Here is a 13,031-nt window from a genome sequence, read left to right on the forward strand (position 1 = left end):
CAAATTAAAACAGAAGAAATGCAACTTGAAAAGTATTTAAAAGACGAAACATCATATTTGCTAGATCACGTATGTAGTACCATAACCAAAGATAAAATCAACCTGCCAGGTCCTGATTTTACCGACCGGATCATGGCATCATCCGATCGTTCGAATAGGGTCTTGGGAAGTCTACAACAGATTTTTGACCATGGTAGACTCTCTGGTACGGGGTATCTTTCACTTTTGCCGGTGGATCAAGGTGTAGAACATTCGGCGGGGTCCAGTTTTGCCCCAAACCCTGAGTATTTTGACCCAGAGAACATTATAAAATTGGCCATTGAAGGAGGGTGTAATGCGGTAGCCTCTACTTTAGGCGTACTTGGGGCTGTCTCGCGAAAATATGCACATAAAATCCCCTTCCTGGTTAAATTGAACCATAACGAATTATTAACCTATCCGAACACCTTTGACCAAATCTATTTTGCCCAGGTAGAACAAGCCTGGGATATGGGTGCGGTTGCCATAGGGGCCACCATTTATTTTGGTTCCCCGGAATCGGACAGACAGATAATGGAGACCAGTAAGGCTTTTAGGCGTGCCCATGAACTGGGAATGGCGACAGTATTATGGTGTTACCTTCGTAACGATGCCTTCAAAAAGGATAAGGATTATTCCGTTAGTGCCGATTTGACCGGACAGGCCAACCACCTTGGCGTGACTATTGAGGCTGATATCATCAAGCAAAAACAACCGACAAACAATGGTGGTTTTCTTGCCTTTGAAAATTTCGGAAAAACCAATGAATTGGTGTATAGCAAACTGACTACCGACCATCCTATTGACCTGACCCGATACCAAGTTGCCAACTGCTATATGGGTCGTGCCGGACTCATTAATTCCGGTGGTGCTTCAGGCAAGGATGATTTTGTCGGCGCTGCACGTACGGCAGTCATCAATAAGAGGGCAGGAGGTATGGGACTCATTTCAGGAAGGAAAGCTTTTCAAAGGCCTATGAAGGAAGGTGTTGAATTACTACACCTTATTCAAGATGTTTATTTGGATGAATCGATCACAATCGCTTAGGCCGAACATACTTAATCCAATATATGGTTCCCTGTCCATGGACAGGGAACTTTATTTCCCATGCACCGTCAAATGGCACGATTTGCTAACCCCTAGAACGAATTTCACGTTTCATAAAGAGCAGATACGAAAACAAAAAACACAATAAGGTCAATGCTAATAACCCCGTAAACTGTGGCCAAACCAATAGGATACTCTGTCCTAAGGGCAAACTACTCGGAATGGCTCCTTGCATCTGTTCGGTGGTCAGTGGCCCCAAACTACGTACGGAAGGCACCAAAATGGCTGAGGTGATTTCATCAAATAGTTCATTGGGCATTATTTGAACCAAATAAAATTTCAACTTTTCATAGAAATAGATGGCATTCGGTGTGGCGTATTTTGAGGGTTCATATCCCTTGATTATCAAATTGGCGATCAATGGGTAGAATATCGTAAAAAACAGCCAAACAGCTATACCTGACAAAGCGGAAGTGGCCGATTGCCTGAAGCGGACCGAAAACAAAATGGAAAGGTTCAACCAAAAAGAAACATATACGATGCTCAATACCGTATAAACCATAATGCGCATAAATTCTTCCGCTGTGGGAGGAATACCCAAAGCCAAGAGTCCAGCCCCGAGGACCAAAAAGCTTAAAGCGAAGAACATCACACTGATTACAATGATACCCGCCAAAAATTTGGCATTAAGTATACTGTCCCTAGGGATGGGTTGCGCCAAAACACGACTCAAGGTCCCCCGATTCTGTTCCGAACTAATGGCATCAAACCCTAAGCTTATTCCGAACAAGGGGCCAAGGAATCCCACAAAAACAAAATACGCGGGCAAAGTGCCATCAGATTTAGTGAACAAATTCAAGAAAAAGAAGTTGTTTTCGGTAGTATCGTTTACTAGGACCTTCATTCCATCGGAGAGTGTAGCGAATAATGTACCCATACAGGCCAATGAAATAAGGGCAAATAGAATAATAAAACGCCAGTTTCTAATATGGTCGGTGATTTCCTTTTGTACCATTGCTTTGAAGGGACTGAATGCCAGTGAACTATCGCTGACCGGATTTCCGTTCTTAAAAAACGAAAAGGAGTTTATATGGGAGATTCCTTTGGGTAATTTTATAGCGGTCAATTTTGATGTTGCCCTTCTAAATATTTTATTCTTCATATCCTTTTTTCTTCTTCTTGAAAATATTGATGATAAATGTCGTCCAAACCATATTTCTTCTTGGTTAGATAAGCAAGACCGTATCCGGAGTTAACAATAAGTCGGGACAATTCGGCCGATACATCCTTTTTGGATTCCACTACAAAATGGTCTTTGTCGACCTCCACAAGGGAAACCTCCTTTATCCGTTTCATTTTGTTGACGACCTCCTCCAAGGAATCGGAAGCTTGGTTTGGGTTTTCGTCCATGGGGGTGATTCCCCCCTCAAGGGTAAAGGTGTTCTTGGAAAACAACTGTTCTGCCAGCGAGCTGATTTTTCCTTCAGCCAATAATTTTCCTTTGACAAAAATGCCCACACGATCGCAAAGTTGTTGTACCTGATGCAGGTGGTGGGACGAAAAAAGAACGGTAATTCCTTTCTTTCTGCTTAGTTCGACAATAAGTTGAAGGAATTTTTTAACGCCCTCTGGGTCCAGTCCCAAGGTTGGCTCGTCCAATATTATTACCTCTGGGTTTTTTATAAGTACATCGGCTAGGCCCAAGCGTTGGCGCATTCCCCGGGAATAGCTGGCCACTTTCTTGTCCATTTCCTCTTCCAGGCCCACCTCGGCTAGTGTTCTCAAGGCTGTTTTTTGGGCCTGTTCCAAGGGAATATTGTTTAAGCGGGCTACGTACAAAAGATTCTGTAATCCGGTATAATCGTTGTAAAACCCAACATCTTCCGGTAAATACCCGACCTTTCTTTTGACCTCAAGGGGATGTCGGGTGGTGTCTATCCCGCAGACCTTAACACTCCCTGAATCTACTTCGGTAAGCCCTAATAGCATTAATATTGTGGTTGATTTTCCCGCCCCATTGGGCCCCAACAGACCAAAAATCTCACCTTTATCAATAGACAGTGTTAAATTATCCACTGCCACATGTTGGCCGTACTTTTTGGTCAATCCGTTTATTTCTATGCTCTTTTCCGCCATTACCTTCTACCGTATTTTTGAAACAGGTAATAAATGGCTCCTAATGTTCCCAGAATGATGAAGATTCCCAACCATCCCCATAATAAAGGAGTCTTTACTAAAAGCCTTAAGGCTGTGGTAGAGGAGGCCTCTGGTGTTTTGGCCGTAATCTTGGTTACATAGTCTCCGGGGACCGACTTGTCGGCTGCTGTTATGGTGGCCTGAACCTTTGTGCTGGCACCTGCCTTAATGAGGGGAATGCTATCGGGTTCTATCGATATTTCCCAATTTTTGGGTTTGTTATGGGTGAAGGTGATATTCCGCAATTCACTGGAGCCGGTATTCCTGACTAAAAGCTCCAATTTTTTTTCCCTTCCAGAGGTTATACTGGAACTCAACAAACCATTGGGTGTGGTAAGTTCCATTTCATAGTTCCCTTTGATAACCACTTCCAATTCCAATTCGGCCGTGCTGTATTTATTGGCCGCTTTAATGGCGATTTTATAAGATCCGGCTTTCACAAGGGGAGAGGGTTTTACCTCAACTGTGATGTTCGTTGTTTTTCCGGGGGTGATCTCCACTGCGGTGGCTTGTCTTCCATTGGGTTTGAAAGCTACGTTCCAACCCCGTGGTGGTGCCGCCAACAAGGAGTATACTTGCTTTTCGCCAGTGTGGTTTTTTAATTTTGTCGAAAAGTTGAAATTGGATTTTGAATGTCCTTCCATATTGATTTGGTCAGAAGTGAATTCGGTTTTGAAGGTTCCTTCCTCAGAGACGTTGATGACCAAGGGAAGTACATCGTAGTTCTTGGCAATTAGCTTAATGTCATATTTACCTTTCTCTACCTTTAGCGGTACATTCACCGTTAGTGACAAGGTTTTTTTCTCACCGGGAAGTACGGCGATTCGCTTTATGGCATACCCTCCGGCTTTTAGGGATGAATTCCAATCTTTGGGCAATCCCGACAGAAGGATTTCCACATCCTTTAACTGACTTCCATAGTTTTTGACCTCAACGCTATAGTCAATGGATTCCCCCGGGGGTACTGAGATATTCGTATAGGGGGTGTATAAAATAACACCGTTGCCCGCCTTGGCAACCGTGCTATACAGGAATAAAAAAGTAAACAAAAACAGTACGTTCTTTAAATGGGATTTAGTGGGTTTCATATATAATGGTTTAGAATTCATAAAATGCTCAAAAGTTTGGGTTATTATAACCTCAGGTTCAACACATGGTTCATTTTTTATCGGCCTTGAAATACTGCTTGTCAACAAAAAGGCGTTTAAACATGCCTGCGGAATCGCTCTCGATATAAACATCCGGATGTTGGGACGAATTAAGGATGTATTTGTTCCCTAAGGTATCGGCATAGGCCTTTACAATAAGCTCATCCATAGATTCGCCAAGAACGGTCAAAGTGCGGAGGGCTTCCTCCTTTGGTACAAATGTGTCCGCAAATAGGGAGCTGTTCTGGCTGCGGAGGATATTCAAATAACGGGCTACCTTGGTACTGTCGGTTTGGGAACCGGAGATAGTCCATAGGGAGTCGTTTTTCCTTAGAATAAAATCCTCTTGGTCGTTACTTTCAAATCTTAGCTCGGTAATCTGGTCCTTATCCAACTGTATGAATTGGGGATTCCTCCATGCGTTGAACTTGTGGTTGAACGCCTCCGCGATTTGGTTGTTCAGGGCATAGGTTTCGGGTTTGTCGTTTATTCGAAAGTAAGTGGACCCCGTCAATGATGCCCTACCGTATTGGGATGCCGCTGTCTGTTCATATGAGGTTTTACCGAAGTAAATGGTTGTAGTCTCCCTACTTCCTTTTTCTTGAATCTCCAGTTTTCTCGCCAAGGAATCGGTGAGCCCATAGCTTTGCCATTTGTCTTTGGTTTTGGCTACCAAGCGTTGGGCCTTTATATCCTGCAGTTGACCCAATGCACTTCGTACCCGTGTTGGGTTTGCTTTCGATTTGATATTGGCCTGTGTAACCTCCCAATCCTTTTCCGATCTTGAAATTAGGATAGGTCCCTGTTCTGTTTCGCTCGGTGGGTATATAGTCACTTTTTCCACCTTCGAGGAATCCAATTGTATTATTTCAGGATTGAAAGTAGTGCTGCCATTACTCTTAAAATAACGGGAGGAAAAATAGAGTAGTACCAAAATGAGCAGTACCGCTAGCAACAAGTTGTTTTTCTTCATGGCGTATATTTCGTTTTAGTGATCATTCATAGTTTTCTTCCAATCTTCGACTGCGCTTGTTTTTGTTCATTTGCATCCGTACCATGCCGTAAACGATTACCATGACAATGGGCAATAAAAAATTGGCATATTTTAAAGTGGTCTTGGTTCCTTCCTCCAATTTGGCTATTGGTCTATAGCGTATTCCTTTGGTCCTAAGGTCGATCAGCCCCGTATCGTCGCTCAGCCAATCGATGGCATTGACCATCAGGTTCACGTTGTCGGCCTGTAGCGACTGCTGATTGCCGCCAACCGGGAAATCGCCATCGGCGACCACGTAAATTCGGGAACGATTACCGTTGGGATGGGTTTGCTCCAAAACCCCGGCAACAATCCGGTTGGGAGCGTTGAAATCGCTATCCGTCCATTCCTTTTGGATATTAAAAAACTGGGGGGCCGGTATACTGCCCGATTTTTTTGAGGAAAACGCCAAGGGTGTAAAAGTGGAAAGGGAATCCTTGGCCGTAAATTTCAGCGAACTGGCAAACTGCATCACTACGGCATCCAAGCCCTTGGTGCTGGGGTGGTCTGCAAATTCATTGATGATGGGGATGTATGGGAAGGCAACATTGGACGTAATGTTAAAGAAGCCCTGGCGTTGTTGTACGGCAACAGTGGCACATTGGGCGTCGATGACAAAATCTTCATGTACTTCCAACCCTTTTTCATGTAACCATTTCTCGACCCCGGTAGTTAATCCGGCTCCGTAAGAGTTGTTCAAGTCTCCGTTTACCCTGTTCAGGGCAATGAACAAATTCCCACCGTTTTCCAAAAAAGTGTCCAGTTGGCCGAGGGTAGCGTTATTGATGGTGTCCGTTGGGCGCACCAAGGCTAGGGTCTTGATCCCTTCGGGGACGGCCACACTGTCGTTTACGGTAATCGCCTTAAAATCGTACAATACATCCAAGGCTGTTTTCACTTGGGAGAGGTCTGTAATGGAGGCTTGGCCATGACCTTGCATCAAGCCTACCTCGGGTTTATCGGTTATGGCTATTTTTTTTATGGATGAGGACAACAGATATTCCAATGGTGCCCCGGGCTGTACAAACGGAATGGTTTCCTTCCGGTCTTCCAATTGCAAAACAGCTCCCAAAAAGGCCTTTTGTTGCTTCATCTGATCCTTTTCACGAACATTGATCATTACGGGATTGATTCCCGCTTCCATGGCCTCTTGTTCAAGGGCCTCGTTTTCGTTCGGATTGATAAAGGTGTAGAACAGATTGTTGTCGGAGTGTCGCGCATACTCGATCAGGTATTCCTCAAAATCGTTTTTGGTCTTGGCGATATCGGGCGGAAGGTTTTCCGAAAAATAGGCCTTTACGGTAATCGGGTTTTCCAAGGATGCCATAATGTTCTCCGTGGCATCACTTAGGGTGTACTGTTTGTCTTCCGTAAGGTCTAGCCTAAAAAAATACTGTTCTGATACCAGATTGGCAAACACCAAGATTGCGATGATCAGGACAATGGTTAGGTTTGTTTTTTTCATTTGATATACAAGCGTTTAAGAAATATGTCTTTTGGATAGGGACCATTCCCCTAGGTATAGCCCCAACACGGTTATAGAAAGAAAATATACCAGGTCCTTGGAGTCTAAAACCCCTCGGGAAATGGACTCAAAATGGGATTGAAGGTCTAGGGTGTCGAAGATTTGCCCCAGACTTCCTGTGAAATTTTGGGCCAATACCCCGAAAATGATCTGAAAAAATAAGCTAATGAGCAATGCGGTCATAAAGGCCACAATCTGATTGGTGGTAATACTGCTTGCAAAAATGCCTATGGCCGTGTAGGTAATACTGAGTAACAGTAATCCGAGATAGCCACATATGGTACCACCGTTATCGAGATTTCCGATATTCGATACCGTAATCACATAGGGCAGGGTAGCCGCCAAGGCAATACAGACCAATAGGATAGATCCCAAAAACTTACCAAGAATTACTTCCCTGTCCGATACCGATTTGGTCAACAGCAGTTCCAAAGTGCCCGTCTTTCGTTCCTCGGCCAACATTTTCATGGTAATGGCGGGAATAAAGAAGAAGAGGCTCCATGAGGCAATATTGAAGAATACGCGTAGGTTGGCCTGACCTACCAAAAAAATATCGTTTCCATAAAGCCAGGTGAAAAACCCACTAAACCCTAAAAAAAGAACCAGAATAATATAGGCGATGAGCGAGTCGAAAAAAGTTGCCAGTTCTCGTTTGGCAATAGTCCAAATGATATTCATATTTAATTTACCGTTAAGTTTCTAAAAATGTCCTCGAGTTTGGTTTCCAAAGGCGTGAGTTCGGTCAATACCCATTTATTTTCCACACAGAGATTAAAAATGTTCCGTTTGGAGGATTGTTGGGCGACACTCTGTACTTCGAATACGTTTTCTTCGCGTTGTATGGGGTCTACAACCTGTACCGTATCAAGGGCATTTAGGGATTTTATGATTTTTCCAGCCTCGGCGTCTTCAATGCGCACCCTCAAAACCTCATTGTCCTGTGCTTGTTTCCTTAGGGTTTCGGGTGTCCCATTTGCTACTATCTCCCCCCTATTGATGATTAGGATACGGTCGCAGGTAGCCTCTACTTCAGGAAGGATATGGGTGCTCAGGATAACGGTCTTCTCCTTTCCTAAATCGCGAATCAGTTTTCGGATCTCGATGATTTGGTTGGGATCCAACCCCGTAGTTGGTTCATCCAACACCAAAATCTCCGGATTATGGATCATGGCCTGGGCGAGTCCCACACGTTGGCGATACCCTTTGGATAGTTCCCCGATTTTTTTGTGCTTTTCGCGGTTAAGGCCACATAGCCTGATCATCTCACGAATCCGACTATTGATCTTGGTCTTTTCTACCCCTTGAAGGGAGGCACAGAAGGCTAGATAGTCAATTACGGGCATATCCAGGTACAACGGATTGTTTTCCGGCAGGTAACCAATATGTTGTTTAAAGTTGCTCTCAGGAGCGGCCACACTCTTGCCACCGATCCGTATATCACCTTCTTCAATGCCGATGTAGCCGGTAATCATTTTCATTGTGGTCGATTTCCCAGCTCCATTCGGGCCGAGAAATCCGAGGACTTCCCCGGTCTTAACATCGAAACTGATGTTGTTTACAGCTTTTTGTGGACCATAGGTTTTGGTCAGTTTTTCTATTTGTATATCCATTCGCGATAGGTCATATATTTATGATTGAATAATTCCTGATAGTATGTGGTAGGCTATGTGTTTTTTCTTGTTGCCAAATCTTTCTTTTATTTGGGTCGGTCATGGCGCAGTGATTCTATTGGACGTTACTGATGGTCTGAATTTTATAATGTCTCTTTTATAGTGTTTGGTCGTAAGGTGTATTTTTAGGATTCCATGGCGAAAGTGTATCGAGTTTATATATCTATACCGTTTATTGGGAAGGGCAATATGGAAATCCATATCCTTTTTATTTCTTTTTAAAGGCATCGTCTTGTCGTACTGGTCGTAACTGCCCTCAGGATGTTTGATTTTTAGATGCAACATTCCGTTGTGTACCCTTACGGAGTGGTTTCCTTTTTTTAGGAAATTGGCAGCGATTAGGACTTGGGCACCGCTATCATCCAATTTCATTTGAAATTTTTTGAATCGCAACGGGGGAAATGAATTAACCCTGCGGAGGCGGTTCTCTTTCGTGGTTTTCTGAAGTGATTCCATAACTATTTGCTTAAATTATACTTTGGTTATAAAAAGTATTCGTCTAAAGAAACAATACGAAACATGGTTTTGGGTATTGGAAGAAAATCCCGATTGCCCTATTATGGTTATAGGGAGCGCAAGCCTTATCAGGCACTTTAAGGGGATGGTTTTCCTTTATCTATCTGTAAAATTTGTATTCAAAAAATCTGTTTGCCGAAAGAAAAATAGGGAGAGGATAGGGGGACAGCATCCCTATGGGGAAAGGATTGGAAAAATGCCTGCTTTTTGTACTATTTGATAATAGATCGTCTGTTGTTCTTTCAATTGACCAAACAGAAAACGCAGGCGAAAAATCGTCTTCTTGTTCACTAAATTGCATGGTGTCGCTATTTCAAATTTTGAATAAAAATAAAAATTCAATAAAATACTAAAAGTTAAAAAATGTAAAAATATTGATTTACCCTTCTTATTTATATTTCGGGCAAGGGGTGATTGGCAAGGGTGTGGTATGTCCAATCAATTTAAAATGAAGGATTTAGGGAGAGAAAGGCGCAGGTGCTATACTTTTCGTCATTGGAAGGTTGCAAAAGGCAATGGTACGTCAGTAGTGTAAAAGGGCCATCCCAAAATGCGATAAAGACCCATTATGTGAAGGGTTTGGGTAATGGGTTGGATGGGTTGCCCTAAAGAAACAAGTGTTAACTTAACACCTAATTGGTTTTGTTTATATTTGGTTACTAGTAATTTCAAATCGTAATAATGGGTGAAATGGATAGGGCCTATAAGGAAGTTCAACAGATTACCCTTGCTGTTGATTGTATCATTTTTGGTTTTAATAACAACCAACTGGAAGTGTTGCTCATCCATCGGGGTTTTGAACCCGAAAAGGAACGTTGGTCCTTGATGGGTGGTTTTGTCGGGAACCGGGAAGATCTCGATGCAGCGGCCCACCGTATACTTCATGATTTATCTGGACTCGAGGATGTGTATATGGAACAGGTGCGCACCTTTGGTAAGGCTGATCGCGATCCTTATGAGCGGGTGGTTTCAACCACGTATAGCGCGTTGATATTGAAGGAGCAGTACAAAGCGGAACTCATTGCTCAATACAGGGCTAGATGGTTTTCCATAGATGATCTTCCAAATCTGATTTTTGATCATAAACAAATGATAGTATCCGCCTTAAACCGTTTGCGACGTAGGGTTAGGACCGTTCCTATTGTATTTAATCTGCTTCCAAAAAAATTTACATTACCCCAGTTGCAATTATTGTATGAGGGTATTTTAGGGGAAGAACTCGATAAGCGGAATTTTAGAAAGAAACTGAATACCATGGACTTTCTGGTCAAATTGGACGAAAAAGACATGTCCGGGTCAAGAAAGGGTGCATATTATTATCAGTTTGATGAAAATAAGTACAATCGTACCATGAATTTCAACATATGACAAATAAGTGTTTTTATAACACTTATAAATGTATTATATTGCTATAACTATTTACGGAGGGTTTTAAGGAAAGCCTCTTCCATCTAAATTCATTGATTATGCCAATTACAACCTATAGCCTAGGATTGGACTTCGGCTCGGATTCAGTCCGGGCATTGTTGGTCAACACAAGTACCGGTGAGGAAATAGCCACCGCTGTTCATTATTATATTAGATGGAAGGAAGGGAAGTACTGTAGGCCTTCAAAAAATCAATTTAGACAACATCCTTCGGATTATATAGCAGGGGTAGAGAGCACTATTAGGGATATCATTTCTCAAGTAGGCCCTAAAATCACAAAAAACATTATAGGTATCGGTGTTGATACAACGGGTTCAACACCAGCGCCGGTGGATGAAACAGGAACTCCTTTGGCGTTGCTGAAAGATTTTGAGGATAATCCCAACGCCATGTTTGTCCTTTGGAAAGACCACACAGGTATCAGGGAAGCCAAGGAAATTAATGATTTATGCAAAAAATGGGAGGTGGATTACGCTCAATATGAAGGGGGTATCTATTCTTCGGAATGGTTTTGGTCAAAGATTTTGCATGTCTCTAGACATGATAAGGCTGTTCATGAGGCGGCTTATTCATGGGTCGAACATTGCGATTGGATTCCTTTTTTATTGACAGGGGGAACCGATGTTCGGGATATGAAACGTAGTCGATGCGCTGCGGGTCATAAGGCATTGTGGCATGAGTCTTTTGGTGGCTTGCCCTCGAATGAATTTTTTGCAACCTTGGACCCTTTGCTCGATGGATTGCGAGATCGGTTATATGAAAAGACCTATACTTCCGATGTTTCCGTAGGTACCTTAAGTCCCGAATGGGCGAAACGACTTGGGTTGTCCGAATCGGTGGTGGTTTCGGTCGGGGCGTTTGATGCACACATGGGTGCAGTAGGGGCAAAATCGGAACCCTACTATTTGACGAAGATCATGGGTACTTCAACATGTGATATTCTTGTGGCACCGATGGAAGGGGATGAAAAATTGGTAAAAGGAATCTGTGGGCAGGTAGACGGTTCGGTCATACCCAATATGTTGGGGTTGGAAGCCGGTCAGTCTGCATTTGGTGATATCTATGCCTGGTTTGAAAGACTTTTGGCATGGCCTATAAAAGAAATTATTGGCACTTCAAGTTTGATTGATGAAGCCACAAAGGAAAAATTAGTTCAAGAGGCTATGGACCGCCTTATTCCAGATCTGAGTAGGGCTGCTTCAAAAGAGCCTATAGGAGCAGCTGGTGAATTGGCCTTGGATTGGATGAACGGAAGACGTACCCCGGATGCCAATCAAAATTTAAAGGGGGTTATCGCCGGAATTAATTTGGGCAGTACCGCTCCCAAAGTGTTTCGTGCCTTGGTTGAAGCGTCTTGTTTTGGCGCAAAGAAGATTGTAGACCGGTTTTTATCTGAAGGAATACCGATCAAAGGAGTGGTAGCTTTGGGCGGAGTGGCCAAAAAGTCTCCCTTTATCATGCAAATGATGGCCGATGTACTCAATATGCCGATTAAAGTGGTGGCCTCCGAGCAATCCTGTGCTTTGGGTGCGGCGATATTCGGTGCAGTTGCCGCCAAGGCATACCCCGATGTTCCTGAGGCCATGGAAGTAATGGGTAGTCCGTTTGAAATTGTATATGAACCGGATAATGAACGTGTAAATGCTTATTCGTTAGTCTATGAAGAGTACAAAGCGCTTAGTGATACCATGGAAACACACATTATGAATCAAGTTAGGGCCAATGGGTAATTATAAAAGATTAAAAGAAGAGGCCTATGAGGCCAATATGCAGCTTCCCGAATTGGGATTGGTGCTTTTTACCTTTGGGAATGCCAGTGCTGTAGATCGGGACAAAGGGGTATTTGCCATAAAACCTAGTGGTGTGCCTTATGCGGAATTGAAAGTCGATGATATGGTCATCTGTGATTTTGATGCTACCATCATCGAAGGTAAAATGAGACCTTCTTCCGATACCAAGACACATGCTGTTTTGTATAAGGAATGGGATAAAATAGGGGGTGTTGTCCATACCCATTCCACCTATGGTACCGCATGGGCCCAAGCCATTAAGGATGTTCCCATTTTTGGGACTACCCATGCCGATCATTTGATTTCCGATATCCCATGTGCCCCACCCATGAAAGACGAATACATACAAGGGGACTATGAGCATATGACGGGGTATCAAATTATTGATTGTCTTAAGGAGCGCGATATCGATTACAACGAATTAGGTATGATCCTAGTTGGTAGCCATGCCCCATTTACCTGGGGGGAAACCGTTGCAAAGGCGGTATATCATAGTGCAGTATGTGAGGAAGTGGCAAAAATGGCCTATTTGACCTTGCAGATCAATCCCGATGCTGCCACATTGAAAGCTGCGTTGAAAAAGAAACATTTTGACCGAAAGCATGGCAAGGATGCCTATTACGGGCAAACGGACTAATATTAATCAACTAAACTATAGGC

At 43.3% G+C, this 13,031-nt stretch carries 12 protein-coding genes; 4 read left to right on the forward strand and 8 right to left on the reverse strand.

Annotated features, from left to right (window positions below):
* The first annotated feature begins 18 nt into the window (after positions 1–18).
* A complete protein-coding gene (locus tag HPE56_RS17380) occupies positions 19–1,065 on the forward strand; it encodes a class I fructose-bisphosphate aldolase (protein WP_188245027.1) in 1,047 nt (348 codons plus the stop codon).
* Between the two features lie 85 nt (positions 1,066–1,150).
* Here the strand turns inward: HPE56_RS17380 and HPE56_RS17385 are convergent, their stop codons facing one another.
* The 8 genes from HPE56_RS17385 to HPE56_RS17420 all read right to left on the reverse strand — a co-directional run bounded on the left by HPE56_RS17385 (position 1,151) and on the right by HPE56_RS17420 (position 9,009).
* The gene (locus HPE56_RS17385; protein ID WP_188245028.1) at positions 1,151–2,227 is read right to left on the reverse strand and encodes an ABC transporter permease; all 1,077 of its coding nucleotides are present in this window, start codon (positions 2,225–2,227) and stop codon (positions 1,151–1,153) included.
* Entirely contained in the window at positions 2,224–3,201 is a 978-nt protein-coding gene (locus tag HPE56_RS17390) for an ABC transporter ATP-binding protein (RefSeq protein ID WP_188245029.1), read from the reverse strand. Before HPE56_RS17390 ends, HPE56_RS17385 begins: the two co-directional genes overlap by 4 nt.
* Complete coding sequence (locus tag HPE56_RS17395; RefSeq protein WP_188245030.1) at positions 3,201–4,349, reverse strand: NEW3 domain-containing protein; 1,149 nt, start codon at positions 4,347–4,349, stop codon at positions 3,201–3,203. The genes HPE56_RS17390 and HPE56_RS17395 overlap by 1 nt, the downstream gene beginning before the upstream one ends.
* 70 nt (positions 4,350–4,419) lie before the next feature.
* Positions 4,420–5,382 carry a DUF4340 domain-containing protein gene (locus HPE56_RS17400; protein ID WP_188245031.1) on the reverse strand — a complete coding sequence of 321 codons (963 nt, stop codon included), beginning with the start codon at positions 5,380–5,382 and terminating at the stop codon, positions 4,420–4,422.
* A 22-nt stretch (positions 5,383–5,404) separates the two neighbouring features.
* Positions 5,405–6,907, reverse strand: a complete 1,503-nt coding sequence (locus HPE56_RS17405; protein WP_188245032.1) for a GldG family protein — start codon at positions 6,905–6,907, stop codon at positions 5,405–5,407.
* Between the two features lie 15 nt (positions 6,908–6,922).
* Complete coding sequence (locus tag HPE56_RS17410; protein WP_109651487.1) at positions 6,923–7,645, reverse strand: ABC transporter permease subunit; 723 nt, start codon at positions 7,643–7,645, stop codon at positions 6,923–6,925.
* 2 nt (positions 7,646–7,647) lie between these two features.
* Positions 7,648–8,577 carry an ATP-binding cassette domain-containing protein gene (locus HPE56_RS17415; protein ID WP_188245033.1) on the reverse strand — a complete coding sequence of 310 codons (930 nt, stop codon included), beginning with the start codon at positions 8,575–8,577 and terminating at the stop codon, positions 7,648–7,650.
* A gap of 99 nt (positions 8,578–8,676) precedes the next feature.
* Positions 8,677–9,009, reverse strand: a complete 333-nt coding sequence (locus tag HPE56_RS17420; protein ID WP_188245034.1) for a hypothetical protein — start codon at positions 9,007–9,009, stop codon at positions 8,677–8,679.
* Between the two features lie 825 nt (positions 9,010–9,834).
* Here HPE56_RS17420 and HPE56_RS17425 point away from each other — a divergent pair.
* From HPE56_RS17425 to HPE56_RS17435, 3 genes are all read left to right on the forward strand, one after another.
* A complete protein-coding gene (locus HPE56_RS17425; RefSeq protein ID WP_317173225.1) occupies positions 9,835–10,521 on the forward strand; it encodes an NUDIX hydrolase in 687 nt (228 codons plus the stop codon).
* Between the two features lie 98 nt (positions 10,522–10,619).
* Positions 10,620–12,311: a ribulokinase gene (locus HPE56_RS17430; protein ID WP_188245035.1), complete on the forward strand. Its 1,692-nt coding sequence runs from the start codon at positions 10,620–10,622 to the stop codon at positions 12,309–12,311.
* Entirely contained in the window at positions 12,304–13,008 is a 705-nt protein-coding gene (locus HPE56_RS17435; protein ID WP_188245036.1) for an L-ribulose-5-phosphate 4-epimerase, read from the forward strand. Before HPE56_RS17430 ends, HPE56_RS17435 begins: the two co-directional genes overlap by 8 nt.
* The last annotated feature ends 23 nt before the right edge of the window (positions 13,009–13,031 follow it).

The organism is Maribacter aquimaris, from assembly GCF_014596745.1.
In the GTDB taxonomy this organism is placed as follows: domain Bacteria; phylum Bacteroidota; class Bacteroidia; order Flavobacteriales; family Flavobacteriaceae; genus Maribacter_A; species Maribacter_A aquimaris.

Coding starts and splice junctions, on each gene's coding strand:
- HPE56_RS17380 (WP_188245027.1), top strand. CDS start 19: ATGCAACTTGAAAAGTATTTAAAAGACGAAACATCATATTTGCTAGAT.
- HPE56_RS17385 (WP_188245028.1), bottom strand. CDS start 2,227: ATGAAGAATAAAATATTTAGAAGGGCAACATCAAAATTGACCGCTATA.
- HPE56_RS17390 (WP_188245029.1), bottom strand. CDS start 3,201: ATGGCGGAAAAGAGCATAGAAATAAACGGATTGACCAAAAAGTACGGC.
- HPE56_RS17395 (WP_188245030.1), bottom strand. CDS start 4,349: ATGAAACCCACTAAATCCCATTTAAAGAACGTACTGTTTTTGTTTACT.
- HPE56_RS17400 (WP_188245031.1), bottom strand. CDS start 5,382: ATGAAGAAAAACAACTTGTTGCTAGCGGTACTGCTCATTTTGGTACTA.
- HPE56_RS17405 (WP_188245032.1), bottom strand. CDS start 6,907: ATGAAAAAAACAAACCTAACCATTGTCCTGATCATCGCAATCTTGGTG.
- HPE56_RS17410 (WP_109651487.1), bottom strand. CDS start 7,645: ATGAATATCATTTGGACTATTGCCAAACGAGAACTGGCAACTTTTTTC.
- HPE56_RS17415 (WP_188245033.1), bottom strand. CDS start 8,577: ATGGATATACAAATAGAAAAACTGACCAAAACCTATGGTCCACAAAAA.
- HPE56_RS17420 (WP_188245034.1), bottom strand. CDS start 9,009: ATGAAATTGGATGATAGCGGTGCCCAAGTCCTAATCGCTGCCAATTTC.
- HPE56_RS17425 (WP_317173225.1), top strand. CDS start 9,835: ATGGGTGAAATGGATAGGGCCTATAAGGAAGTTCAACAGATTACCCTT.
- HPE56_RS17430 (WP_188245035.1), top strand. CDS start 10,620: ATGCCAATTACAACCTATAGCCTAGGATTGGACTTCGGCTCGGATTCA.
- HPE56_RS17435 (WP_188245036.1), top strand. CDS start 12,304: ATGGGTAATTATAAAAGATTAAAAGAAGAGGCCTATGAGGCCAATATG.